We start from the raw sequence: 26,132 nt of genomic DNA on the forward strand, positions 1-26,132 counted from the left end.
AGGGGGTCTTGTTGTCGGGGGAGCGTGTATCAGGAAGCTAAATGCCCAGCTCGTTCCAGCGCTCGCTGACGCGGGCCTTGACGGCCTCGTCCATGACGATGGGCTCGCCCCACTCTCGGTCGGTTTCGCCGGGCCACTTGTTGGTGGCATCCAGGCCCATCTTGGAGCCCAGGCCCGAGACGGGCGAGGCGAAGTCCAGATAGTCGATGGGAGTGTTCTCCACCATCACGGTATCGCGGGCCGGGTCCATGCGCGTGGTGATGGCCCAGATCACATCTTTCCAGTCGCGGGCATCGATGTCGTCATCGAGCACCACCACGAACTTGGTGTACATGAACTGGCGCAGGAAGCTCCAGACCCCCATCATCACCCGCTTGGCATGACCGGGATACTGCTTCTTCATGGTCACGACGGCCATGCGATAGGAGCAGCCCTCCGGTGGCAGATAGAAGTCGACGATCTCGGGGAACTGTCGACGCAGGATCGGCACGAACACCTCGTTCAGCGCCAGGCCCAGGATCGCCGGCTCATCGGGGGGACGTCCGGTATAGGTGGAGTGATAGATGGCATTCTCGCGCATGGTCATGCGCGTCACCGTGAATACCGGGAAGCTGTCGACCTCGTTGTAGTAACCGGTATGGTCGCCATAGGGGCCTTCCGGCGCCATGTCATCGGGGTAGATGAAGCCCTCGAGGATGATCTCCGCCGAGGCCGGCACCTCCAGGTCGACATGGCCACACTTGACCAGCTCGGTGCGCGAGCCGCGCAGCAGCCCCGCGAAGGCGTATTCGGAGAGCGAGTCGGGCACCGGGGTCACCGCACCCAGGATGGTGGCCGGGTCGGCCCCCAGCGCCACCGCCACCGGGAAGGGCTCGCCGGGGTGTGCCTGCTGAAACTCCTGAAAGTCCAGCGCCCCACCGCGATGGGAGAGCCAGCGCATGATCAGCCGGTTCCTGCCGAGCTTCTGCTGCCGATAGATGCCCAGGTTCTGGCGCTTCTTGTGGGGCCCCCGAGTGATCACCAGCGGCCAGGTGACCAGTGGTGCGGCATCACCGGGCCAGCAGTGCTGAATCGGCAGACGGTCAAGATCGACCTCATCCCCCTCGTAGACCAGCGCCTGCACCGGAGCCGAGCGCACGCTCTTGGGCCCCATGCTCATCACCTGCTTGAAGATCGGCAGCTTGTCCCAGGCATCACGAAAGCCCTTGGGAGGCTCCGGCTCCTTGAGGAAGGCGAGCAGCTCGCCTACCTCACGCAGGGCGGCAACCGACTCCTGGCCCATGCCCAGGGCCACTCGGCGCGGCGTACCGAAGAGGTTGCCCAGCAGCGGCATATCATGGCCCTTGACGTTCTCGAACAGCAGGGCCGGCCCCCCCGCGCGCAGGGTGCGATCGCAGATCTCGGTGATCTCGAGGTAGGGGTCCACCTCGGCGCTGATGCGCCTGAGCTCTCCCTGAGCCTCCAGGGCAGCGATAAACTCGCGCAGATCCTTGTACTTCATTCGGACTTCCCGATCCCAGAATGACGAAAGGGGCAGCATAGCATGCTACCCCTTCGCTCACTGACTGATACGGCTAGCGGCGCTTCATTGCCTCGAAGAACTCGATGTTGGTCTTGGTATCCTTGAGGCGGTCAATCAGGAACTCGGTGGCCGCGGTATCCTCCATGGGATTGAGCAGCTTGCGCAGGATCCACATGCGCTGCATCTCGTCCTCGGAGGCCAGCAGATCCTCTCGACGTGTACCGGAACGGCGGATATTGATCGCCGGATAGACGCGACGCTCGGCCAGCTTGCGATCGAGGTGCGCCTCCATGTTGCCGGTACCCTTGAACTCCTCGAAGATCACCTCGTCCATCTTGGAGCCGGTGTCGACCAGTGCGGTGGCGATGATGGTCAGGCTACCGCCCTCCTCGATATTGCGCGCCGCACCGAAGAAGCGCTTGGGCTTCTCGAGGGCGTGGGCATCGACACCACCGGTGAGCACCTTGCCGGAGCTCGGCACCACGGTATTGTAGGCACGCGCCAGACGGGTGATGGAGTCGAGCAGGATCACCACGTCCTTCTTGTGCTCCACCAGGCGCTTGGCCTTCTCGATCACCATCTCGGCGACCTGCACATGCCGTGCCGGTGGCTCATCAAAGGTCGAAGCCACCACCTCGCCGCGCACGGTGCGTGACATCTCGGTCACCTCCTCCGGGCGCTCGTCGATCAGCAGCACGATCAGATGACACTCGGGGTTGTTGCGGGTGATCGAGGTGGCGATATTCTGCAGCATCAACGTCTTGCCCGCCTTGGGCGGAGACACCAGCAGGCCGCGCTGCCCCTTGCCGATGGGGGCCACCAGATCGATGATCCGAGCCGTGAGATCCTCGGTGGAGCCGTTGCCGATCTCCGTGCGCAGCCGCTCCTGAGGGAACAGCGGCGTGAGGTTCTCGAACAGGATCTTGTGCTTGGCGTTCTCCGGCCGATCGAAGTTGATCTGGCTGACCTTGAGCAGGGCGAAGTAGCGCTCTCCCTCCTTGGGCGGGCGAATCTTGCCGGAGATGGAGTCGCCCTTGCGCAGGTTGAAGCGGCGAATCTGTGACGGCGAGACATAGATGTCATCGGGCCCGGCCAGGTAGGAGCTGTCGGCGCTGCGCAGGAAGCCGAAGCCATCCTGAAGGATCTCCAGCACGCCATCGCCATAGATCGGCTCGCCACTCTTGGCGTGCTTCTTGAGGATGGCAAAGATGATGTCCTGCTTGCGAGAACGTGCCAGGTTGTCGATGCCCATCTCGCGGGCCATCTCCAGCAGTTCCGGCACGGGCTTTTGCTTGAGTTCGGTAAGATTCATCGGTGTGTTCAGACGTTGCTCTTGGTAAGCCGGGCGGCATGCGCCGTGAGGAAAAGCGACAGGAGGCGAGAAGAAGACGCCCTGTAGGTGCGTTCAGAGCCCGGACAGGCTACCTCTGGACATGATGCGTCGTATGGCCATGGGCGGTCGGCCGCACGGGGCTGCCGAACCGATAGCGAGAGCGAGGAAGCAGGTTCATTTCACCTGATCAGGGGTTCGGGGCCGCTAGGCCGGGAACACGATCTGATGCAGTGGGCTGTCTGACGACTTGGAAGTGACCGAGACGAATCGCCGGTTCGGTCGGAAAGCATTTGGAACAGGCGAACGCCTCGATACTAGACAAGCCCGCCGATGAACGCAAGCCCTGCCATCCGTGGCGATTGACAGCGCCGCGGCTTGGCAGCACCCTTTTTCGAGGCCCGTCGAAGGAAGATTCATGAACTCGCCACAGGACCCGGCTCCCCTCGCCCAGGATGGCACCAGCGCCCCCCGCCTGGCCGCCATCGACCTGGGCTCCAACAGCTTTCATCTGCTGGTGGCCGGCTACCGGAACCACCGCCTGCAGATTATCTCGCGCCTCGGCGAGAAGGTGCAGCTCGCCGCGGGTCTCGACGATAGCGGCACCCTCGACGACGCGAGCATGGCAAGAGGCCTGCGGTGCCTGGAACAGTTTGCCCCCCTGCTGGAGGGTGTCACGCCGCGCCACCTGCGCATCGTGGGTACCAGCGCCCTGCGCGAGGCCACCAACAGCGGGGCCTTTATCGAACTTGCCAGGTCCCGACTGGGGCACCAGATCGAGATCATCTCCGGCCACGAGGAGGCACGCCTGATCTACCTGGGCGCCGCCCATGCCCTCGCCGCCCGTGACCTCGACGACCAGGCTCTCGGATCAGCCAACAGACGACTGGTCACCGACATCGGCGGCGGATCCACCGAGGTCATCATCGGCGAAGGCTTCGCGCCACTGGCGCTGGAGAGTCTGAGCATGGGCTGCGTGACCTTTTCTCGCCGCTTCTTCGCCGACGGCGAGATCACCGAGCAGCGCATGCGCCGGGCTGAGCTGGCCGCCCTCTCCGAGCTGGCCGCGATCTGTCCGGCCTATCGAGAACTGGGGTGGCAGCAGGCGATTGGCACCAGTGGCACCCTCCAGGCCGCCGCCTCGGTGCTGGCGAAGAGTGGCGACTGCCGGGAAGGGCAGATCACCCGCGGGGGCTTGATCGAACTGCGCCGCCGGCTGATCGAGTTCAAGCATCTGGACAGGGTATCCCTGGAGGGGCTGAAGCCCGATCGTGCAAGGGTCTTCCCTGCGGGCATGGCGATACTTGGCGCCATCTTCGAGGCCTTCGGGCTCGAGCAGATGGACTACACCGATGGCGCCCTGCGCGAAGGTGTGCTCTACGACCTGGTGGGGCTACACGACTAGGGCGCGGCCGCCTGCCACCCCTCGGCCAGCGCCAGCCAGCGCCCGGTGTCCGGTACGAGGACCGCCACCGGCGTTTCCCCCGCCAGGATCACCACCAGCCGCTCGCGCTCCCAGGGCGGCACTTCCAGCTCCTGAAGCAGCCGTTTGAGGTCGCGTCGTCCACGCCCGGCCAGGCGCAGGCGCTCGCCACCGCGGCGCGGCATGGCCCTCAACGGCTGCCCGCCCCCCTCCGGCCCCGCCAGCGCGACCTCACAGTGACCGTAGGGCGTGACAAGCGGCGAGGCGCCATCCCACTCCACCTGCCATAAGGCCGAGAAAGGGTGCATCGACGCCATCAGATAAAGATGGCCTCTCCATATTCGCGCCTCGCCGCCAGGCCAGGTGATTCGCGTCTCGGCGTCTCGGCGCGCATGCAGCTGCGCCAGCAGACTCTCCAGGCGACGCGCCGGCGGTAGCACCAGCCCCAACCGCCCACAACAGTGACGCACCAGCAGGCGACGACGCGGCAACGACAGCCGAGTCAGGGCATCGAGGGGCAGACAGCCCGGATCGCCGTTCAGGGAGACCAGATCAAGCTCCGCCAGCTCCCCCAACAAGCCATCGGCCTCGCCACAGAGCGCTGCACTGCGCCCCAGCGATCGAGTGGCCTGGGGCCAACGCTCGGCGAGACGCGGCAGGATGGCATGGCGCAGATAATTACGGTCCTGATCGCTTGCCGCGTTGCTGGGATCTTCCGTCCAGGCGAGGCCACGGCGTGTCGCCTCGGCCTCGAGCCGCGCTCGGGAGATCTCCAGCAACGGGCGCAGCAGACGCCGACCCTGCCAGTCTCGCTCGGCAGGCATGCCGGCCAGGCCGCGAACCCCGCTCCCGCGCAGGGCGGCGAGCAGAAGCGTTTCCGCCTGATCATCGCGATGCTGGGCCAGCATCAGGCTCTCGCCTGGCGCCACATGCCGATCGAAGGCCGCGTAGCGCGCCTCTCGGGCGGCGCCCTCGAGCCCCTGGCCGGTGGCAAGGTCGACATCGACCCGCGCCACGCTGAGCGGCACCTCGAGGCGCTCGCACAGCCCCCGGCAGTGGGCCTCGAAGTCATCGGCGGCGGCCTGCAGGCCATGGTGAACATGAATCGCGCGAAGGGGACGGGGGTGACGCCGACAGGCATCGGCGGCCAGGGTCAGCAGCAGGGAGGAGTCCAGGCCACCGGAGAGGGCTACCCATACACAACGCCCCGGCGCAGTCTGCGCCAGGGCGTTGTCGATCAAGGTCTGCAGGTCCATGCCGGCACCCGGAGGCGAGCCGTTACGCCGGCGCCCCATAACTCATCAGGCGCTGATAGCGACGCTCCAGCAGGGCATCGGTATCCATGGCATCGAGACGCTCCAGGCTGGCCAGCAAGGCCTCCTTGACGCGCTCGGCGGTGGCTTCCGGCTGGCGGTGGGCGCCGCCCAGGGGCTCGGGGATCAGGGTATCGACCAGTCCCAGCTCCTTGAGGCGTTCGGCGGTGATCCCCATGGCCTGGGCCGCATCGGACGCCTTGTCGGCGCTCTTCCAAAGGATCGAGGCGCAGCCCTCGGGGGAGATCACCGAGTAGGTGGAGTACTGCAGCATGGCCAGCTCGTCGCAGACGCCGATGGCGAGCGCCCCGCCGGAGCCACCCTCGCCCACCACGGTGGCCAGCACCGGCGTGCGCAGGCGCGACATCACGCCCAGGTTGTAGGCGATGGCCTCCGACTGGCCCCGCTCCTCGGCGTCGATGCCGGGGTAGGCGCCGGGGGTGTCGATAAAGGTCAGCACCGGCATGCCGAAGCGCTCGGCCATCTCCATCAGTCGACACGCCTTGCGATACCCCTCGGGACGCGGCATCCCGAAGTTGCGACGTACCTTCTCGTGGACATCACGCCCCTTCTGGTGGCCGATCACCATGACCGGGCGGTCGTCGAGGCGTGCCACCCCGCCGACGATGGCGGCATCATCGGCGAAACGACGATCGCCGTGAAGCTCGTCGAAATCGCTGAAGACGTGCTCCAGGTAGTCCAGGGTGTAGGGGCGCTGGGGATGCCGAGAGAGCTGCGAGACCTGCCACGGGGTGAGGTCCTTGAAGATCGACTCGGTGAGCTTGCGGCTCTTCTCCTCGAGGCGCTCGATCTCGTCACTGAGGCTGACCTGGCTGTCGTTGCCGACCAGCCTGAGCTCCTCGATCTTGGCCTGGAGCTCGGCGATGGGCTGTTCGAAGTCGAGATAGTTGGGATTCATTGGCGGCTGGCCTTATGGTGTTCTGCCGGCCGCCACAAGCGGCACGACCGGCACGTATAAAGGAAAGTGACAGGCATTATCGCACCCTCAACGCGACACGCAAGGCGGCAGGAACAGGGGCGAGAAGCGTCGTGGACAGCTGCGAGCCCGGCACCTTTCGGCGTCAGCGATATTTCAGCCGCACCCCATCCTGGCCTTGGACCTCGCGCAGGCCGATCAACAGCTCATCGGTCGGGGCCACCCTCCACTCCTCGGCCAGCTCCAGCCAGCCGGTGGCCTGGGCATTGCGATAGCGTAGCCGAACCGGTAGCCCCTCGGCATCGCGATGAGGGTCGAGGCTTGCACGTAGCGAGTCGACCAGTCGCCCGTTGACAGCCGAGCCGTCCAGAGAGAGCTCCACCGCCTGACCGTAACGGGTCCGTGCGGCGACCATGGGGGTGATCTCCTTGCCACGCAGGCGAAGCCCTCCCGAATAGTCGTCACTGGAGACCTCACCCTCGACGATCAGCACCTGGTCGGTCTCGAGCTGGCCACGCACCTGGTCGAAGAGTTCGCCGAACAGCGACGCCTCGATGCGGCCGGTGCGATCATCCAGGGTCAGGAAGGCCATGGTGTCGCCACGCTTGGACTTCATGGTTCTCACCCCCACGACCAGCCCCGCGACACGCTGAGGCTCCCGAGAGGGCTTGAGGTCGGCGATACGGGTGGAGACGAAGCGCTCCAGCTCCTTCTCGTACTCGTCGATGGGGTGGCCGGTAAGGTAGAGACCCAGCGTGTCCTTCTCACCCGAGAGACGCTGCTTGTCGCTCCATTCGCGCACTCCGCGATACTCCGCGTAGGTGTCACCCTCCTCGGAGGGCTCGGCAAAGGCCTCCCCGAACATGTCGATCATGCCCAGGCTCTGGTTGGTCTGGGTCTGGGCCGCGGCCTTGAGGGCATCGTCCAGGGCGGCGGTGAGCACCGCACGATTGGGCCCCAGGGTATCCAGGGCGCCGGAGCGAATCAGCGCCTCGAGCGTGCGCTTGTTCATGCGCTTGGGATCGATACGGCGGCAGAAGTCGAAGAGATCAGTGAAGGGCCCCCCGGCCTCGCGAGCCTCGACGATGGCGCCGATGGGCCCCTCGCCCACACCGCGAATCGCTCCCAGGCCGTAGATCACTCGCGCCTGTTCATCGACGCTAAACTTGTAGCTGCCGACATTGACGTCCGGTGGCGTCACGGTCAGCCCAAGGTTGCGACACTCCTCGATCAGCGGCACCACCTTGTCGAGGTTATCCATCTCGGTGGAGATCACCGCCGCCATGAAGGGGCCGGGATAGTGCGCCTTCAGCCACGCCGTCTGGTAGGAGACCAGTGCGTAGGCCGCCGAATGAGACTTGTTGAAGCCATAACCGGCAAACTTCTCCACCAGGTCGAAGATATTGCCTGCAAGATCCGCATCTATACCGTTGGCTTCGCACCCCTCCATGAAACCGGCGCGCTGCTTGGCCATCTCCTCGGGCTTCTTCTTGCCCATGGCCCGTCGCAGCATGTCGGCTTGCCCCAGGCTGTAGCCGGCCATCACCTGAGCGATCTGCATCACCTGCTCCTGGTAGAGGATGATGCCGTAGGTGGGGGCAAGCACCGGCTCGAGCAGTTCATGCTGGTAGTCCGGGTGAGGGTAGGAGATTTCGGCCCGGCCATGCTTGCGGTTGATGAAGTCGTCAACCATGCCGGACTGCAGGGGCCCCGGACGGAACAGCGCCACCAGGGCGATCATGTCCTCGAGGGAGTCAGGCAGCAGACGCTTGATCAGCTCCTTCATTCCGCGGGATTCGAGCTGGAACACCGCCGTGGTCTCGGCACGCTTGAGCATCTCGAAGGTGGGCGCGTCGTCCAACGGAATGGTGTCGATGTTCAGCGGCCCCTGTCCCTCGACGGCCCGCACCTTGTCGACCATCTCCAACGCCCAATCGATGATGGTCAGGGTGCGCAGGCCGAGGAAGTCGAACTTGACCAGGCCAGCATCCTCGATGTCGTTCTTGTCGAACTGCACCACCAGACCCGAGCCGTCCTCGTCGCAGAGCAGTGGCGAGAAGTCGGTGAGCTTGGTCGGTGCGATCACCACGCCACCGGCATGCTTGCCGGTGCCCCGAGTGATGCCCTCCAGCTTGAGGGCCATTTCCCAGATCTCGGCGGCTTCCTCGTCGTTGTCGAGGAACTCCTTGAGCGCCGGCTCGGCCTCGATCGCCTTGGCCAGCGTCATGCCGACCTCGAAGGGGATCAGCTTGGAGAGCTTGTCGCCCAGCGAGTAGGGCTTGCCCTGGGCACGTGCCACATCACGCACCACCGCCTTGGCGGCCATGGTGCCGAAGGTGACGATCTGAGAGACGGCGTCGCGGCCGTAACGATCCGCCACATAGTCGATCACCCGGTCGCGCTTCTCCATGCAGAAGTCGACGTCGAAGTCGGGCATCGAGACCCGCTCGGGGTTAAGGAAGCGCTCGAAGAGCAGATCGTAACCGATGGGATCGAGATCGGTGATCTTCTGGGCATAGGCGACCAGCGACCCGGCACCGGAGCCACGTCCGGGGCCTACCGGCACATCGTTGTCCTTGGCCCACTGGATGAAGTCCATCACGATCAGGAAGTAGCCGGGAAAGCCCATCTGGATGATGATCTCGAGCTCGAAGTCGAGCCGCTGGCGATAGCGGGCATCGATCTCGGCGTACTCGGCACCATCCCGTGGATACTGCTCGGGCGGAAAGAGGAAATCCAGGCGCTCGGTGAGGCCGTCGTGGGAGACCTTGCGGAAATAGTCGTCCTGGGTCAGCCCGTCGGGGATCTCGAACTCGGGCAGGAAGATCTCGCCCAGGCGCACCTCGACACTGCAGCGGGCAGCGATCATCACGCTGTTGGTCAGCGCCTCGGGGACGTCGGCAAACAGCGCCGCCATCTCCTCGGGGCTCTTCAGGTACTGCTCCTCGGTGTATTTCTTTTCGCGACGCCGGTCATCCAGCGCCTTGCCCTCGCCGATGGCCACGCGAGTCTCGTGGGCCCAGAAGTCCTCCTTCTCGAGAAAACGCACGTCATTGGTGGCGACCACAGGGGTACCGGTCTCGGCGGCCAGCGCCACCGAAAGGTGCAGGCACTCCTCTTCGCCCGGGCGACCGGTGCGCATCAGCTCCAGATAGAAGCGCCCAGGGAAGGCCTCATTCCACTGCGCCAGAATCTCTCGAGCCTCATCGGGATGGTCGCTGAGCAGGTGGCGGCCCACCTCCCCCTCACGCCCACCGGAGAGCGCGATCAGTCCTTCGCTACGCTCCAGCACCCAGTCACGCTGGAGCAACGCCTGGCCCAGCCGCTGCCCCTCCATCCAGCCCCGGGAGATCAGCTCGGTCAGATGCCGGTAGCCCACCTCGTTCATGGCCAGTAGGGTCACCCGATAGGGGTGAGCGTCATCATGAGGGTTGGTCAGCCACAGGTCGGCACCGATGATCGGCTTGAGACCGGCGCCCTGGGCGGCCGTATAGAACTTGACCAGTCCGAAGAGGTTGGCCTCGTCGGTAACGGCCAGTGCCGGCATGCCCAGCCCGGCCGCCTGCTTGACCAGCGGCTTGAGGCGTAGCAGGCCATCGACCAGGGAGTATTCGGTATGGACGCGCAGATGGACAAAGGGCGTGGTCATAAAAGGCTCGGGGCTTGGCGGTATAAAGATCTGTCGGAAAGCCAGGCTATCGGATCTGGCACATGACGTGGAAATCGCACTCTGCTCCGCTCGGAGCTGATCCGGGGACAGACCTCGGACCTCCCCTTCGACCTGTCCCCGGCGCTCCTCGCTTCCTGCTGTTCTCGGAGCCCTCGAGAAGGTCAGAACAGCGCCAGCTGGCGCTTGACTGGGCCAAAGGAGCGGCGGTGCTCGGGCAGCGGCCCCAGGCGTTCCAGGGCGGCCAGGTGCTCGCGGGTCGGATAGCCCTTGTGGCGGGCGAAACCGTAGTCGGGGTGGCGGGTATCGAGGGCCAGCATCTGGGCGTCGCGCGCGACCTTGGCCAGTATCGAGGCCGCGCCGATCGCCGGATGACGGGCGTCGCCCTTGACCACCGCCTGGCCGGGCACATGATGCCCGGGCAGACGATTGCCGTCCACCAGCAGATATTCGGCCGCCGGGGCCAGGGCATCGATGGCACGGCGCATGGCCAGATGAGTGGCGTGGTAGATATTGAGTTCATCCACTTCGATGGCGGAAGCCTCTGCCACCGCGAAGGCCAGGGCCTGCTCGCGAATCTCGGCGTCAAGCGCCTCCCGGCGTTTCGCCGTCAGCGCCTTGGAATCGGTCAGCCCCTTGATCGGCCGCGCCGGATCGAGGATCACCGCGGCGGCCACGACGCTGCCGACCAGGGGGCCACGGCCGACCTCATCGACCCCGGCCAGCCGCTCCCCGCGGTAGTCGACCACCAGCGGCGGCAGGTCACTCTTCTGCCTGGCATTCGCCGCTTTCGTCCGGGTCAAGACGCCGCCTCCTCGCCGCGTGCGGGGGCGACACTGGCCGGCAACGGCTTCCCCGCCACCAGCGCCTCGATGGTCTCCGCGGCACGGCGGCTGGCATCGCGCTGCAGGCCGGCATGCATCGCGGCGAAGCGCGCCTCAAGGGCTTCACGCCCCGGTGCGTCGTCGAGCATCTCGCCTAACCGCTCGGAGATCGTCTCCGGGTTCGCCTCCTCCTGGATCAGTTCCGGCACCAGGCTCTCCCGGGCAATCAGGTTGGGCAGCGAGATCCACTCGGTCTTGACCAGCTTCTTCGCCAGCCAGTGAGTGGCCGGCGCCATGCGGTAGGCCACCAGCATCGGCCGGTGGCAGAGCATCGCCTCCAGGGCCGCGGTACCCGAGGCCAGCAGCACGGCATCCGCGGCCACCATGGCTTTCCGGGCCTTGCCGTCGACCAGCGTCAGGCGCCCGGCGAGAGCGGGATGGGCGGTGAGCAGAGCCTCGAGTTCATCGCGTCGCTGGGGGGTCGCAGCCGGAATCACCACGCGCAGCTCGGGCCGAGCGGCACACAGCCGTTCGGCGGCGGCGAGGAAGGTCTCGCCCAGGAAGCGAATCTCGCTCGCCCTAGAGCCGGGCAGCACGGCGAGCACCGGGGCGGTGGTCGCCACCCCGAGTGCCGCGCGAGCGGCAGCGCGATCGTTCTCCAACGGCAGCTCATCGGCCAGTGGGTGGCCGACGAAGGCCACCGGGACACGGTGGCGGGCATAGAAGGCGGCTTCGAAGGGCAGGAAGGTGAGCATGGCGTCGACGGAGCGTGCGATCCTCTTGACTCGCCCCTGGCGCCACGCCCATACGGAGGGGCTGACATAGTGGGCGGTGGTCACCCCGGCCTCGCGCAGCTGGCGCTCCAGGCCGAGATTGAAGTCGGGGGCATCGATGCCGATCATGATATCGGGCTGCCAGGCCAGGGCATCGCGCCTGAGCTCGCGGCGCACACCGACCAGCCGCGGCAGATGCCTGAGCACCTCGACCAGCCCCATCACCGACAGGGTCTCCAGGGGAAAGCGGCTCTCGATGCCCTCCTTGATCATGCGCGGCCCACCGATACCGCGGAACTCGACATCAGGATGACGCGCCTTGAGCGCGCGCATCAGGCCGGCACCGAGGATATCGCCGGAGAGCTCGCCGGCCACCAGGTAGATACGCTGCACGGCGCTTCCCTTTCCCTCGTCGCCGTCCATGACTAGCGGACGATGCCGCGGGTCGAGGCCTCAATGGAGGCGGCGAAGGCCTCGGTCTCGACAGCCTGAAAGCGGCGACGAATCTCGACCAGCGCCTGGTCGACGGTAAGCCCCTGGCGATAGACCAGCTTGTAGGCCTCGCCCAGCGCCTTGAGGGCGTCACGGGAGAAACCGCGGCGCTTGAGCCCGACCAGGTTGAGACCGTGTACCTGGGCGGGGTTGCCGTTGATCATCACGAAGGCCGGAGTGTCCTTGGTGATGATGGAGCCGCCGCCGGCCATGGCGTGAGTGCCGAAGTGGCAGAACTGGTGCACCGCGGAGAGCCCACCGATAATCGCGAAGTCTCCCATCTTGACGTGGCCGGCCAGGGTCACCTGGTTGGCCAGGATGCAGTCGCTGCCGATCACGCAGTCGTGGCCCACATGTACATAGGCCATGAACAGGTTGCGCGAGCCGATGGTCGTCTCGCCACGATCCTGAATGGTGCCGCGATGCAGGGTGACGCCCTCGCGGACCACATTGTCATCGCCCATCACCAGGCGTGTCGGCTCACCGTTATATTTCTTGTCCTGGCAATCCTCGCCCACCGAGGCGAACTGGAAGATACGCGTGCGTGCGCCGAGCACCGTAGGCCCCTTGATCACGACATGGGGGCCGATGCGTGAACCCGGCCCGATCTCGACATCGGGACCGACCACCGTAAAGGGGCCGATCTCGACGTCATCAGCCAGCCTGGCGGTGGGGTCAATAAGGGCGGTGGGATGAATCAAGCAACCTTCCTCTCGGCGCAGATGATATCGGCCTCGCAGGCCAGTTCACCGGCCACGCTGGCCTTGCAGGCAAACTTCCAGATCCCACGCTTCTCGCGCACCACATCGGCACGCAGGTCGAGCTTGTCTCCGGGCATGACCGGGCGCTTGAAGCGCACGTTGTCACTGCCCACCAGGTAGTAGACATAGCCATCGGCCGGCAGCTTGTTGACGGTCTTGAAGCCGAGGATGCCACACGCCTGGGCCAGCGCCTCGATCACCAGTACCCCCGGCATGATCGGGTGGTGGGGAAAGTGGCCATTGAAGAATGGCTCATTGATGCTGACATTCTTGTAGGCAACGATGGTCTCGCCCAGGGCCAGCTCGGTGACCCGGTCCACCAGCAGAAAAGGATACCGGTGGGGCAGATACTCACGGATCTCGTTGATGTCCATTACCATCGTCACAACCTCTGAAGTCTCGGGGTGCCTGCCGTCCCGACAGGCGAGAGCCGGCGATCATGCCGGTCAGGCGGGGATTATAGCGCCCCTCGCGGAGCCCTCAAGCGCCACGCCCCTTCTCGAGTCGGGCGAGCCGCTTGGCCATATCATCCAAGTGCTTGAAACGCACTGCATTCTTTCGCCACTGAGCATTGCTCATGGCGCCGGTGCCCGAGGAATAGACCCCCGGCTCATGAATCGAGTTGGTAACCAGGCTCATGCCCGTCACCTGAACGCCATCGCAGAGGGTCAGGTGACCGGCCAGCCCCACGCCACCACCCAGCATGCAGTGGCGCCCCACCTTCGTCGAGCCGGCGATGCCCACGCAACCGGCCAGCGCACTATGCTCGCCGATCTGCACGTTGTGGGCGATCTGTACCTGACTGTCGATCTTGACGTCATTTCCGATCAGGGTGTCGCCCAGCGCGCCACGATCGATGCTCGAGCAGCTGCCTACCTCGACGTCATCCCCGAGCACCACCCCGCCGAGCTGGGCGATCTTGTGCCAGCGACTACCATCGTGGGCGAAGCCAAAGCCGTCGCCGCCCACCACGCAACCACTGTGCAGGACCGCACGCCGACCGATCACCACGCCGTGATAGACCGTGACATTGGCATGCAGTCGGGACTCGGCACCGATGGTGGTGTCGGCTCCCACCACCGAGCCGGGGCCAACGATGACATCGTCGCCCAGGCAGGCGCCGGCCTCGACCACCGCCAGCGGCCCGATCTCGACTCGGGCGCCCAGGGTGGCCGTGGGATCCACCACCGCCGAGGGGTGAATACCGGCCGGCTCACGGCCGACCAGCGGGTCGAACAGCCGCGACGCCGCGGCATAGCCCAGATAGGGGTTGTCGAGCTCGAGACGATCCACCGGGCAGTTCTCGGCATGCTGGGGGTGCAGCAGCACCGCCGCGGCGCGTGTGCCGGGAAGGTCCTTGAGATAGGCTCGGTTGGCCAGAAAGGCCACCTGTCCCGGCTCGGCGGCATTGAGCGTCGCCAGGCCACTGACTTCCCGCCCGGCATCGCCAACCAGGCGCGCCCCGAGTCGTTCGGCCAGGTCGCCCAGGGTCATCTTGGGGGTAGCGCTTCGCGTCATGGCAAGGTTCCGCCGCGGTTACAACATGCTGTTAAGGATCTCGGTCACCTCGGCGGTGACGTTCTGCAGGTCGCTCTCGGCATGCAGCACCCCCTGGGGCTCCACCAACACCTGAATGCTGTGGCGGGCGATGATCTGCTCCACCGCCTGCTGCAGCTTGGGTTCGGCACGCTGCAGCAAAGCCTGCTCCGACTCCTGCCGCGCCTGCATGACCTCTCCCATCAGACGATTGAGCTCGGCGACCTTCTGGTTGGCCTGCTGGCGCTCGCTGTCAGTCAGGCTGTCGGCGCGCTGCTGCAGCTGGTTGAGCTCCTGTTCGAGCGCCTGGGCACGCTGCTGCTGGCTGCCGACACGACTCTCCAGGTCACTCATGGAGCGCTGGGCCGCGTCGGTTTCCATCAAGGCACGACGCCAGTCCAGCACCGCCACGTCGTCGGCCAGGGCCGGCAAGGCAGCGGTGGACAGCAGCAGGATGAGGGCAATGGTCAACTTGCGCATGGTGGGACTCCTGTTGGGGCCGCCGATGGCGGCCAGGGGTAAAGGGAGTACGTCTCCGGATCAGAAGGTCTGCCCGAGGGAGAACTGGAAGAACTGGGTATCATCACCGCTCTTGTCATTGAGCGGTTCGGCGATACTGAAGGTCAAGGGGCCCACCGGGGTCAGCCAGGAGAGGCCCAGGCCGACGCTGTAGCGCAGATCACCGAGGTCGACCCCCGAGCTGCAGCTGGAGCTCGCGTCCGTCTCCACGGGATAGCAGTCGGTCAAGAAGGTATTGCCGCCGTCGATGAACAGCGAGCTCTGCACCGAGCGCTGATCGCTCACGAAGGGGGTCGGGAAGATCAGCTCGGCACTGCCCTGGACCAGCACGTTACCCCCCAGGGTGCGATCACGGGTGGAGTTGCCCGACGGCGTGGTGGGCTGGCCCAGAGTATTGCCGGTGAAGCCGCGCACCGAGCCCAGGCCTCCGGCATAGAAGTTCTCGTAGAACGGATAGGGGTCGCTACCCCCCAGGGTATCGGCATAGCCCAGCTCGCCCTTGAACTTCAGCGCCCAGTCATGGTTGTCATCCAGCGCGAAGAGCTGGCGAGCCTGGGCGCGCAACTTGGCATACTCCGCATCGCTGCCCGGCACCGCGGTCTCCAGTGACAGGCGCTGGTAGCTGCCGTCGGTGGGCATGATGCCGCGGTTAAGGTTGTTGCGGGTCCAGCTGGCGGTCAGCTTCAGCGCCTGGGCATCGCTACCCTGATCATCGACGTAGCGCTTGATCTCGGACGCCGTATCGTTGTAGGTCTTGATGCTCAGGTCTTCCACCGCGGTGCCGAAGTTCAGCCGCGTGATCTCGTTGATCGGATAACCGAAGTTGATCCCCGCCCCGTAGGCATCGGTGGAGTAGGTCGAGATATCGGAATCCTCGTAGTCGGACTCGCGATAATAGAGGTTATAGCCCCGTGAGATGCCATCCATGGTCCAGTAGGGGTCGGTGAAGCCGAAGTTGAGGCTGGTGAAGGTATCACTGCGCTGGGCGCCAATATTCACCCGGTTGCCGGTACCCAGAAAGTTGCTCTGCGAGAGGCCCACGCCGTAGATCACCCCGGCACTCTGGGAGAAGCCGATGCTCGCCGAGATCGACCCGGAGGGCTGCTCCTCGACGCTGTAGGTAACGTCGAGCTTGTCGGGCTCGCCGGCCACCGGCTGGGTCTCGACCTCGACCTGCTTGAAGAAGCCCAGGCGTTCGAGGCGCTGCTGGGACTTGCTGATCGCCTCGGTGGAGGCCGGCGCCCCCTCCATCTGGACCATCTCGCGGCGCAGCACCTCATCCATGGTGGTGGTATTGCCGACAAACTCGATGCGCCGCACATAGGCGCGACGGCCCGGGTCGACCCGGAACACCAGGTCGACGGTCTCGCCGTCGGCGCCTGTCTCGGGAATGCCATCGACGCTGGCGAAGGCGAAGCCGTCGGCCCCCAGGCGTGCACGCAGCGCCTCGCTGGAGGCGGTCACCTCGCTGCGGGAGAAGGTCTCCCCGGGCGTGACCTTCAGCAGCTCACGCGCCTCACGCTCACTGATCGTCAGGTCGCCCACGAAGCGCACGTCGCCCAGGCGGTACTCGGCGCCTTCGTCGACATTGATGGTGACGAAGATCTCGGACTTGTCGGGACTGATCGAGACCTGGGTCGACTCGATGTTGAAGTTGACATAGCCGCGATCCAGATAGAATGAGCGAAGGCGCTCGAGGTCACCGGCCAGGGCCTCCCGCGAATACTCATCCTTGGAGAACCAGCCGAAGATGCGACCGGGGCGATCGTTGAGCTCGAACACCTCACGCAGGGTCGCATCATCGAAGGCCCGATTGCCGACGATATTGATCTGGCGGATCTTGGCCACCGCCCCTTCATTGATCTCGATATCGACCTGCACCCGCCCCTCGTCGATCTCGCGCACGCTGGTCTCGATACTGGCGCTGTAACGGCCCTGGGCCTGATAGACGCCCTCGAGCTCACGCTCGATCTCCTCCAGGGTGGAGAGCTGCAGGACCTGCCCCTCGTCGAGGCCCGCCTCGCGCAGGCCCTGGCGTAGCTGGTCATCGTCGAGCTGGCGGTTGCCGTCGATGTTGAGGCGGCTGATGGTCGGGCGTTCGACCACCTGAATGATCAGGACATCGCCCTCGCGAGCCAGCCTGACATCCTCGAACAGGCCGGTGGCGAAGAGTTCGCGAGCGGCCTCGGCGAGTTCACGCTCGTCGACGCGATCACGGGCGGTGACAGGAAAGGCGTTGAAGACGGAGGCGGCAGAGATGCGCTGCAGACCCTCTACCCGAATGTCGGCAACGTCGAAAGGTTCCGCCTGGGCCACGCTGGCCCCGGCGAGCAGCAGCGCCGCCAGTCCGATGGTCTTGATTTTCATGCAATCGATTCGCTCGCGTTGATCTGCCAAACCTGTCCAGACAGGCACCTTATACATTTGTGCAGTCTACTGACAAGGCGAGGGAGTGCCTACCAGAGCCGCATCAGATCGAAATAGATCGCCATCAACATCAGGCCACCTACCAGGGCCAGGCCGATGCGTAGCCCAATGGCCTGAGTGCGCTCCGAAACCGGCCGGCCGCGAACCAGTTCCATGGCATAGTAGAGCAGGTGGCCGCCATCCAGCACCGGAATCGGCAATAGATTGAGCACCCCCAGACTGATCGACAGGTAGGCCAGGAAACTGACAAAGCTCTCCAGGCCGGCACGCGCCGAGTCGCCGGAGATCTGGGCGATGGTGATCGGCCCCGAGAGATTGGAGGGTGAGATCAGCCCCACCAGCATCTTGCGCACCGCATCGAAGGTGAGCAGGATCATCTCGCCGGTTCGCGAGAAGGCCTCGCCCACCGCGGCCACCGGCCCGTAGCGGATCTCGCGACGGTACTCCTCGGGCCACTCCACCGGCACCACCCCGGCACCGACATAACCGATGCTGACGCCCTCATCCAGCTCGCGGCGGCCTGGCGTGACGGTCAGCGTCAGCCGCCGCCCCTCCCGACTCACCTCGAGCTCGAGCGGCTCACCGGGGTGGGCGCGCACGCTCTCGACGAAGTCGCGCCAGCCATCCACCGGCTGGCCGTCCACGCGGAGGATCTCGTCCCCCGCCTCGAGGCCCGCCAGCGCCGCGGCCTCGCCCGCAACCACCTGATCCAGCACCGCCGGTATCGGCGGCCGCCAGGGTGTCACGCCAAGCGTGGCCAGAGGCTGGGGCGGATCCTGACGCACCAGCCAGTTGTCTACCGGCACTCGGTGCTCGCGCGGCTCGGCGTTGGCATTCGGCCGGGTGGCGATGGAGAGTGCCTCGGGCTCGCCGATGGCCGCCACCAGCTTGAGATTGATCTCCTCCCAGGAACGCACGGCCTCACCCTGAACAGCGGTGATCTCATGATCGACCCTCAACCCGCCCCGCTCGGCGGGGGAGCCTGGCGTCACCTCGCCGATCACCGGCGCCACCGTTACCGTGCCGGCAACGAACAGCATCCAGTACGCCACCAGGGCCAGCAGGAAGTTGGCCAGAGGCCCGGCGGCCACGATGGCGATACGCTGCCAGACACTCTTGCGATTGAAGGCGCGGTCGAGCTCGTCGGGGGGCACATCGCCCTCGCGCTCGTCGAGCATCTTGACGTAGCCACCCAACGGGATGGCGGCGATGGCGTACTCGGTGCCGTGGCGATCATGCCGCGACCAGATCGGCGTGCCGAAGCCTACCGAAAAACGCAGCACCTTCACACCACAGCGCCGTGCCACCCAGAAGTGGCCGAACTCGTGAAAGGTCACCAGCAGGCCCAGCACCACGACCACGGCCAGGATATTCTGGATCACGCCCAAGTCACTCTCCTCCTGACATCGTAGACGCCATGACGTTTCGGCCTCGCCTCACAGGCGTGCCAGATGCCTCTCGGCGGCACGCCGCGCCTGGGCATCGGCCGCGAGAATCGCTTCAAGCTCGGTGGCCGGCTGCACCGGCTCGGCATCGCGCACCCTCGCCACCAGCTCGGCGATGCCGGTGAAGGGCAGCCTGCCGGCCAGAAAGGCCGCCACCGCCACCTCGTTGGCGGCATTGAGCACCGCCGGCGCCGTCCCTCCCGCCGCCATGGCGTCACGCGCCAGTCGCAGGCAGGGAAAGGCCGCCTCGTCGGGCGGCTCGAAATCGAGGCGCGCCACGGAAAACAGGTCCAGCGACTGGACGCCGGCATCGATGCGCTCGGGCCAGGCCAGTCCATAGGCGATGGGCGTGCGCATATCGGGGTTGCCGAGCTGGGCGATTACCGAGCCATCGCTGTAGGCCGCCATGGAGTGGATCACGCTCTGCGGATGCACCACCACCTGAACCTGGTCGGGGGAGGCATCGAACAGCCAGCACGCCTCGATCAGCTCGAGCCCCTTGTTCATCAGGGTGGCGCTGTCCACCGAGATCTTCTGCCCCATGCTCCAGTTGGGATGAGCACAGGCCTGGGCCGGGGTGACCTCGGCCAGGGCCTCGGCCGCCCACCCCCGAAAGGGGCCTCCGGAGGCGGTCAGCAGCAGCTGAGTCACCCCATGACGAGCCAGGCCGCCGCGATGCTCCTGAGGTAGACACTGGTAGATGGCATTATGTTCGGAGTCGATGGGCAGCAGAGTCGCGCCATGCTGCACCACCGCCTCCATGAACAGCGCCCCGGACATCACCAGGGCCTCCTTGTTGGCCAGCAACACCCGCTTGCCGGACCGCACCGCGGCGAGCGTCGGCAGCAGACCCGCGGCGCCGACGATGGCCGACATCACCACGTCGGCCTCGCCGGCCTCGGCGACCTCCACCAGCGCCTCGGGTCCGCTGCGCACCTCGGTGGAGAGGCCTGCCTCGGCCAGACGCTCGCGGAGCCAACAGGCATCGCTTTCGCGTTCGAGCACCGCCACCGCCGGCCGATGGTGCCGGCATAGCGCCAGCATCGGCTCCCGGGAACGGTGGGCGGTCAGGGCATGGACCCGATATCGCTCCGGGTGCCTCGCGATCACATCCAGGGTGCTGGTGCCGATGGAGCCGGTGGCGCCCAGCACGGTAACCCCCTGGCGACGCTGGCGGGTGTCGCTGCCCATGCTAGATCACCCCCGGTGCAAGAAGGGCGAACAGCGGCAGGGCTGCGGTCAGGCTGTCGATACGGTCAAGCACGCCACCATGGCCGGGCAGCAGGGCACTGGAATCCTTGATGCCACGATGGCGCTTGAGCATGCTCTCGAGCAGGTCACCCAGCACCGAGACAAGCGTTACCGCCAGGGTGGTCAGCACCAGCAGGACGGCGTCGACCGGCGTCAGTGACTGAGCGAAGGCGAATATCAGGGCCAGTACCAGCGTGGCCGCCATGCCCCCCAGCACGCCCTCCCAGCTCTTGCCGGGGCTGACCCGCGGCGCCAGCTTCTGTCGGCCGAAGGCGCGGCCGGCGAAGTAGGCACCGATATCCGCACTCCACACCAGCAGCATCACGAACAGCAGCCAGATGCCACCGGTCTCGCGCAGCACATTGAGCCCCACCCAGGCCGGCAGCAGCACCCACAGGCCCATGGCCAGGCGCCGCGCAGATGAGGCCCACTGACGCGTGTGATCGGGATAGTGGGTGACCCAGTAGAGGTTGAGCCCCCAGCCGGCCAGACCCAGCCACAGCGGCCAGACGGCCTGAGCACCGCCGCTACCCCAAAGCAGCGCCATGGTCAGGGCCAGAAGTCCGACAACGCCCAGCCGCCGAGCACGCCCGGCGATACCGGCCAGGTTGGTCCACTCCCAGCCCCCCAACAGCACGATGGCTGCGGTAAAGCCCGCGAAGGCGCCCCCCGAGAGGCCGAACAGGCCGGCCAGCACCAGCGGTGCCAGCCAGGCGGCGGTAATAATGCGCTGTCTAAGCACCCTGGGCCTCGTCAATCTGGTCATCGGTCATGCCGAAACGCCGTTTGCGCCGCCGGAAGTCCTCCAGCGCGGCATCGAAGGCATCGGCGTCGAAATCGGGCCACAGACGCTGCGTGAAATGGAGCTCGGCATAGGCCAGCTCCCAGAGCACGAAGTTGGAGATGCGCTGCTCACCACTGGTACGGATGCAGAGATCCACTGGCGTCACGCCGGCAAGGTTCAGCTCTGCGGCCAGGGCCGCCTCGTCGATGGCCTCCGGGGCGAGCTCGCCGGCGGCGACCCGCTCCCCCAGGCGGCGCGCCGCCTGGGCGAGGTCCCACTGACCGCCATAGTTGGCGGCGATCACCAGATGCAGGCGAGTGTTGTCGCGGGTCTTGGCCTCGGCGCGAGCGATATGCGCCTGAATCGCCTCGGAGAAACCGCTGCGATCACCGATGACCGTGAGGCGGATGCCGTTGGCATGGAGCTTGTTCACCTCGCGCTTGAGCGCCAGCAGGAACAGCTCCATCAACGCGCTCACCTCGGCCTTGGGGCGTTTCCAGTTCTCGCTGGAGAAGGCGAACAGGGTGAGGACCTCGACCCCGCGCTCGGCGGCACGTCGAATCGTGGCCCGCACGGCTTCGACGCCGGCGTGGTGGCCGCGTACGCCGGAGAGGCCACGGGCCTTCGCCCAGCGGTTGTTGCCATCCATGATGATCGCCACGTGGCGCGGCAGACCGGGCTCGGTGGCGGTGGAAGTGCCGACAGGGGTGCCGGCGCTGGGGGGGAGCGGTGACGTCATGGGGTCTCGCTTTGGGTGTGTCGCCACGCCCGGCCGCGAGCGGGCCGGGCGGATGTCCTCAGACCTGCATCAGGTCGCGTTCCTTGGACTCCAGGGTCTTGTCAATCTCGGCGATGTACTTGTCGGTCAGCTTCTGGATCGCCTCTTCGGCCTGGCGCTGCTCGTCCTCGCTGATCTCCTTCTCCTTGAGCAGGGACTTGATATCACCGTTGGCATCACGACGCACGTTGCGCACGGCCACCCGGGAGTTCTCGGCCTCGTGGCGCGCCTGCTTGATGTAGCCCTTGCGGGTCTCCTCGGTGAGCATGGGCAGCGGCACGCGGATATTGTTGCCGGCGGTCGACGGGTTCAGCCCAAGGTCGGAGGTCATGATCGCCTTCTCGACCTTGGGCACCATGCTCTGCTCCCAGGGCACGACCGAGAGGGTACGAGCATCTTCGGTATTGATGTTCGCCACCTGGTTCAGGGGCACCTGGCTGCCGTAGTACTCGACGGTGACCGAATCCAGGATGCTGGCGTGGGCCCGCCCGGTACGAATCTTGTTCAGGTTGCCGTGGAGCGCCTCGACGCTCTTCTTCATGCGGCTCTCTGCGTCCTTCTTGATGTCATTGATCACGATATCAGCCTCTGTCTATCAGCGTGCCTTCCTCGCCGCCCACCACCAGGTTGAGCAGGGCGCCAGGCTTGTTCATGTTGAAGACGCGTACCGGCATGTCATGGTCCCGCACCAGGCAGATGGCGGTCAAATCCATGACACCGAGCTTCTGGTCCAGCGCATCATCGTAGCTGAGCTGGTCATACTTCACCGCGTCCGAATACTTGACCGGGTCCTTGTCATACACCCCGTCCACCTTGGTGGCCTTGATCACCACATCGGCATCGATCTCGATGCCGCGCAGGCAGGCCGCCGAGTCGGTAGTAAAGAACGGATTGCCCGTCCCCGCGGAGAACAGCACCACGTCGCCGGAGGTCAGGTAGCGAATGGCGGTACGCCGATCATAGTGCTCCACCACGCCGCTCATGGGAATCGCCGACATCACCCGCGAACGGATATTGGAGCGCTCCAGGGCGTCGCGCATGGCCAGGGCATTCATCACCGTGGCCAACATGCCCATGTGGTCACCGGTGACTCGCTCCATGCCGGCCTCGTGCAGGGCGGCACCTCGGAACAGGTTGCCACCTCCAACCACGATACCCACCTGGACACCGATGCCGACCAGCTGCCCGATCTCCAGCGCCATGCGGTCGAGCACCTTGGGATCGATGCCGAACTCGGCATCCCCGGTCAACGCCTCACCGGAGAGCTTGAGCAGGATACGCTTGTACTTCGACTTCTGAGAGCGTGGCTTGGCGGGGGCTTCGAGGTGTTCGGCGGTGGACATGGCAACATCTCCTGGCATCTGGGGTGGCATGACGGGGTGGCCGGTTCGACCGGCCGGATACGCGAAGGCGTGCGCTCGCGCGCACGCCATCACTGTAGCGGAACTTCTGACCTCAGCTGCGCTTGGCCTGTTCCATCACTTCCTTGGCGAAGTCGACCTCTTCCTTCTCGATGCCCTCACCCACCTCGAAGCGGGTAAAGCCGATCACCTCGCCGCCGGCGGCCTTGACGAACTCGGCCACGCTCTGGTCCGGGTTCTTGACGAAAGGCTGCTCGGTCAGGCTGTTCTCGGCCAGGTACTTCTTGAGGCGACCCTGGACCATCTTCTCGGCGATCTGCTCGGGCTTGCCGGCCATATCGGGCTGCGCCAGGATGATCGCCTTCTCGGCGTCCAGCTGCTCCTGGGGCATGTCCTCGGGGCGTGCCACGGCCGGGTTGATGGCGGCGACGTGCATGGCAACGTCCTTGGCCGCCTCGGCGCTGCCGCCCTTGAGCTTGGTCAGCACGCCGATACGGCCACCGTGGACGTATTCACCGACCAGGTTGCCGTCGCCGGCCTCGACCACCACGCTGCGACGCACATCGATGTTCTCACCGATCTTCTGGACCAGCTGCTCGCGAGCGGTCTCCAGGTCGCCTGCCATCACGGCGGCCACGTCCTCGCTCTTGGCGGCGAAGAAGGCATCGGCGATCTTCGCGGCGAAGGCCGTGAAGTTGTCATCACGAGCGACGAAGTCGGTCTCGGAGTTGATCTCGATCATCACCCCGTAGCTGCCGTCTTCGGCCACGCGAGTCACCACGACGCCTTCGGCGGCGGTGCGGTCGGCCTTCTTGGCGGCCTTGAGGCCTGAGTTCTTGCGCAGGTTCTCGATCGCCTGCTCGATATCACCGCCGGTCTCGGTGAGGGCCTTCTTGCACTCCATCATGCCGAGCCCGGTACGCTCGCGCAGTTCCTTGACCTGTGAGGCGCTGATAGCTGCCATGGGTGTCACCTCTGAATATCTCGGGTAGTGGGCCGAAACCCCCGTGGCGGAGATTTCGAAAATTCGGAGAAGAAAGGGGGCCGCGGCCCCCCTTCTCGTCCAACCAACAGCGCTGTCAGCAGCATGACTGGCCGACGGCCGCCGTCGATCAGACGGGCCGCGATCACTCGGCGGCGCTGTCGCTTTCCTGAGCGGCGGCCTCTTCGGTCACCTCGACGAACTCGTCGGGACGACCTTCCTTGGCACGCGCGCAGGCATCGGCGATGGACTTGACGTAGATCTGGATGGCGCGGATGGAGTCATCGTTGCCGGGGATCACATAGTCGACGCCATCCGGGTCGGAGTTGGTATCCACCACACCGATGACCGGGATGCCCAGCTTGTTCGCCTCGTTGATGGCGATGCGCTCATGGTCGACATCGATCACGAACAGGGCGTCGGGCAGACCACCCATCTCCTTGATACCACCCACGGACCGCTCGAGCTTCTCCTGCTCGCGGGTCGCCATCAGCACTTCCTTCTTGGTCAGCTTGTCGAAGGTGCCGTCCTCGTGCATGGCCTCGAGGTCACGCAGACGCTTGATGGAGACGCGAATGGTCTTGTAGTTGGTCAGCATGCCGCCAAGCCAGCGATGGTTGACGAACGGCTGACCGGCGCGAGTGGCCTCTTCCTTGATGATCTTGCTCGCGCTGCGCTTGGTGCCGACGAACAGGATCTTGTTGTTCGCCGCCGCCATCTTCTCGACCACATCGATGGCCTCGTTGAGCGCCGGCAGGGTGTGCTCGAGGTTGATGATGTGGATCTTGTTGCGTGCACCGAAGATGAACTTGCTCATCTTCGGGTTCCAGTACTTGGTCTGGTGACCGAAGTGGGCACCTGCCTTGAGCAGGTCACGCATATTGACGTGTGCCATGGATGACTCCTGAAATATCGGGTTAGGCCTCCATGCACCCCATGGATCCGACCGCTACCCCTCCAGGAAGAGACGCTGCGGCACCCGGGACCATGTGCCGGTGCATGTGTGTTTTCAAGGCGTTATGTTGATTGGCACCTTCGCTATCGAAGATTTCCGGCACGGCTGGGCGATCCGAGGATCACAAGACACGCTGCCACGAAGGCTCGACGATTGCAGGAAGGCGCGCAGCTTTATACCATGGAATAAGCCCGAGATGAAGCAGTCCGCGCGCGTGAATGGCTATCGCGGACGCCCTCCACCCCCAAATCCGAGACCCCATGAACGTACCCATCAAGACGCCCGACGAGATCGAGAAGATGCGTGAGGCGGGCCGCCAGGCTGCCCGTGTGATCGAGATGATCACCCCCTATATCAAGGCCGGCATCTCCACCGGCGAGATCGACCGCCTGTGTCACGACTTTATCGTCGAAGAGCTGGGATCGACCCCCGCCCCTCTCGATTACCATGGCTTTCCCAAGTCGGTGTGCACCTCGATCAATCACGTGGTGTGTCACGGCATCCCCGACGACGCCAAGAAGCTCAAGAACGGCGACATCATGAACCTGGATATCACCGTGAAGACCGCCGATGGCTATCATGGCGACTCCAGCGTGATGTACGTGGTCGGCGAGAACATCCAGGGCGAGCGCCTGTGCCGCATCACCCAGGAGTGTCTCTACAAGAGCATGGCGCTGATGCGCCCCGGCGTGCGCCTCTCGGAGCTTGCCCGCGCCATCCAGAAGCATGCCGAAGCCAACGGCTACTCCGTGGTGCGCGACTTCTGCGGCCACGGCATCGGCGCCAGCTTCCACGAGGACCCGCAGGTGCTGCACTACGATGGCTATGCCCCCGAGGCAGATATCGAACTCGCCGCCGGCATGTGCCTGACCGTCGAGCCGATGATCAACGTGGGAGGCTACCGCACCAAGGTGTTGCGTGATGGCTGGACCGCCGTGACCCGCGACCGCAGCCTCTCCGCTCAGTGGGAGCACACCCTGCTGGTCACCGAGTCCGGCGTCGAGGTGCTCACCGCGCGCAGCGACGAAGACCTCTCCTTCCTCGAGCCCTGA

General features: G+C 65.4%; 21 protein-coding genes and 1 pseudogene. 2 read left to right on the forward strand and 20 right to left on the reverse strand.

The features are described 5' to 3' along the window. Positions 1 to 37 precede the first annotated feature (37 nt). Both ubiD and rho read right to left on the reverse strand, forming a co-directional pair. Entirely contained in the window at positions 38 to 1,501 is a 1,464-nt protein-coding gene (gene ubiD, locus E0702_RS08525; protein ID WP_132042819.1) for a 4-hydroxy-3-polyprenylbenzoate decarboxylase, read from the reverse strand. A gap of 73 nt (positions 1,502 to 1,574) precedes the next feature. Next, positions 1,575 to 2,834 (reverse strand): transcription termination factor Rho, encoded by a 1,260-nt coding sequence (rho, locus tag E0702_RS08530; RefSeq protein ID WP_132042821.1) that lies wholly within the window; start codon positions 2,832 to 2,834, stop codon positions 1,575 to 1,577. A 436-nt stretch (positions 2,835 to 3,270) separates the two neighbouring features. Here rho and E0702_RS08535 point away from each other — a divergent pair. Next, a pseudogene (locus tag E0702_RS08535) lies at positions 3,271 to 4,245 on the forward strand (Ppx/GppA phosphatase family protein); the annotation flags it as partial. 8 nt (positions 4,246 to 4,253) lie between these two features. On the opposite strand, the gene tilS reads toward E0702_RS08535, so the two are convergent. The 18 genes from tilS to rpsB all read right to left on the reverse strand — a co-directional run bounded on the left by tilS (position 4,254) and on the right by rpsB (position 25,020). Further along, positions 4,254 to 5,531, reverse strand: a complete 1,278-nt coding sequence (tilS, locus tag E0702_RS08540) for a tRNA lysidine(34) synthetase TilS (protein WP_132042825.1) — start codon at positions 5,529 to 5,531, stop codon at positions 4,254 to 4,256. A 22-nt stretch (positions 5,532 to 5,553) separates the two neighbouring features. Continuing rightward, positions 5,554 to 6,507, reverse strand: a complete 954-nt coding sequence (accA, locus tag E0702_RS08545; protein WP_132042827.1) for an acetyl-CoA carboxylase carboxyl transferase subunit alpha — start codon at positions 6,505 to 6,507, stop codon at positions 5,554 to 5,556. A gap of 163 nt (positions 6,508 to 6,670) precedes the next feature. After that, complete coding sequence (gene dnaE, locus E0702_RS08550) at positions 6,671 to 10,174, reverse strand: DNA polymerase III subunit alpha (protein ID WP_132042829.1); 3,504 nt, start codon at positions 10,172 to 10,174, stop codon at positions 6,671 to 6,673. A gap of 182 nt (positions 10,175 to 10,356) precedes the next feature. Continuing rightward, positions 10,357 to 10,995, reverse strand: a complete 639-nt coding sequence (gene rnhB / locus E0702_RS08555; protein WP_132042831.1) for a ribonuclease HII — start codon at positions 10,993 to 10,995, stop codon at positions 10,357 to 10,359. Beyond that, positions 10,992 to 12,212: a lipid-A-disaccharide synthase gene (gene lpxB, locus E0702_RS08560; RefSeq protein WP_132042833.1), complete on the reverse strand. Its 1,221-nt coding sequence runs from the start codon at positions 12,210 to 12,212 to the stop codon at positions 10,992 to 10,994. The genes rnhB and lpxB overlap by 4 nt, the downstream gene beginning before the upstream one ends. Before the next feature lie 2 nt (positions 12,213 to 12,214). Then, positions 12,215 to 12,982, reverse strand: coding sequence for an acyl-ACP--UDP-N-acetylglucosamine O-acyltransferase (gene lpxA, locus E0702_RS08565; protein ID WP_132042835.1), 768 nt, complete (start codon positions 12,980 to 12,982; stop codon positions 12,215 to 12,217). Further along, positions 12,979 to 13,422, reverse strand: coding sequence for a 3-hydroxyacyl-ACP dehydratase FabZ (gene fabZ / locus E0702_RS08570; protein WP_132042837.1), 444 nt, complete (start codon positions 13,420 to 13,422; stop codon positions 12,979 to 12,981). The genes lpxA and fabZ overlap by 4 nt, the downstream gene beginning before the upstream one ends. 100 nt (positions 13,423 to 13,522) lie before the next feature. After that, positions 13,523 to 14,560, reverse strand: a complete 1,038-nt coding sequence (gene lpxD, locus E0702_RS08575) for a UDP-3-O-(3-hydroxymyristoyl)glucosamine N-acyltransferase (protein WP_132042839.1) — start codon at positions 14,558 to 14,560, stop codon at positions 13,523 to 13,525. Positions 14,561 to 14,578: 18 nt separating this feature from the next. Continuing rightward, positions 14,579 to 15,058: an OmpH family outer membrane protein gene (locus tag E0702_RS08580; RefSeq protein ID WP_132042841.1), complete on the reverse strand. Its 480-nt coding sequence runs from the start codon at positions 15,056 to 15,058 to the stop codon at positions 14,579 to 14,581. A gap of 60 nt (positions 15,059 to 15,118) precedes the next feature. Further along, entirely contained in the window at positions 15,119 to 17,464 is a 2,346-nt protein-coding gene (gene bamA, locus E0702_RS08585; RefSeq protein WP_240721700.1) for an outer membrane protein assembly factor BamA, read from the reverse strand. A gap of 89 nt (positions 17,465 to 17,553) precedes the next feature. Beyond that, positions 17,554 to 18,912 (reverse strand): RIP metalloprotease RseP, encoded by a 1,359-nt coding sequence (gene rseP / locus E0702_RS08590; protein ID WP_132042843.1) that lies wholly within the window; start codon positions 18,910 to 18,912, stop codon positions 17,554 to 17,556. A gap of 48 nt (positions 18,913 to 18,960) precedes the next feature. After that, on the reverse strand, positions 18,961 to 20,160 hold the full coding sequence (gene ispC / locus E0702_RS08595) for a 1-deoxy-D-xylulose-5-phosphate reductoisomerase (RefSeq protein ID WP_132042845.1): 1,200 nt from the start codon (positions 20,158 to 20,160) through the stop codon (positions 18,961 to 18,963). Between the two features lies 1 nt (position 20,161). Continuing rightward, a complete protein-coding gene (locus E0702_RS08600) occupies positions 20,162 to 20,962 on the reverse strand; it encodes a phosphatidate cytidylyltransferase (RefSeq protein ID WP_132042847.1) in 801 nt (266 codons plus the stop codon). After that, positions 20,955 to 21,743 (reverse strand): polyprenyl diphosphate synthase, encoded by a 789-nt coding sequence (uppS, locus tag E0702_RS08605; protein ID WP_132042849.1) that lies wholly within the window; start codon positions 21,741 to 21,743, stop codon positions 20,955 to 20,957. The genes E0702_RS08600 and uppS overlap by 8 nt, the downstream gene beginning before the upstream one ends. Positions 21,744 to 21,801: 58 nt before the next feature. Beyond that, positions 21,802 to 22,359: a ribosome recycling factor gene (gene frr, locus E0702_RS08610; RefSeq protein ID WP_132042851.1), complete on the reverse strand. Its 558-nt coding sequence runs from the start codon at positions 22,357 to 22,359 to the stop codon at positions 21,802 to 21,804. A 4-nt stretch (positions 22,360 to 22,363) separates the two neighbouring features. Next, positions 22,364 to 23,125, reverse strand: a complete 762-nt coding sequence (gene pyrH / locus E0702_RS08615; RefSeq protein ID WP_132042853.1) for a UMP kinase — start codon at positions 23,123 to 23,125, stop codon at positions 22,364 to 22,366. 112 nt (positions 23,126 to 23,237) lie between these two features. Next, positions 23,238 to 24,107: a translation elongation factor Ts gene (tsf, locus tag E0702_RS08620; protein WP_132042855.1), complete on the reverse strand. Its 870-nt coding sequence runs from the start codon at positions 24,105 to 24,107 to the stop codon at positions 23,238 to 23,240. Positions 24,108 to 24,270: 163 nt separating this feature from the next. Continuing rightward, the gene (gene rpsB, locus E0702_RS08625) at positions 24,271 to 25,020 is read right to left on the reverse strand and encodes a 30S ribosomal protein S2 (RefSeq protein ID WP_132042857.1); all 750 of its coding nucleotides are present in this window, start codon (positions 25,018 to 25,020) and stop codon (positions 24,271 to 24,273) included. Positions 25,021 to 25,340: 320 nt separating this feature from the next. On the opposite strand from rpsB, the gene map reads away from it, so the two are divergent. After that, on the forward strand, positions 25,341 to 26,132 hold the full coding sequence (gene map / locus E0702_RS08630; protein WP_132042859.1) for a type I methionyl aminopeptidase: 792 nt from the start codon (positions 25,341 to 25,343) through the stop codon (positions 26,130 to 26,132).

The sequence above is a fragment of the Halomonas marinisediminis genome (assembly GCF_004347715.1).
Lineage (GTDB): Bacteria > Pseudomonadota > Gammaproteobacteria > Pseudomonadales > Halomonadaceae > Halomonas > Halomonas icarae.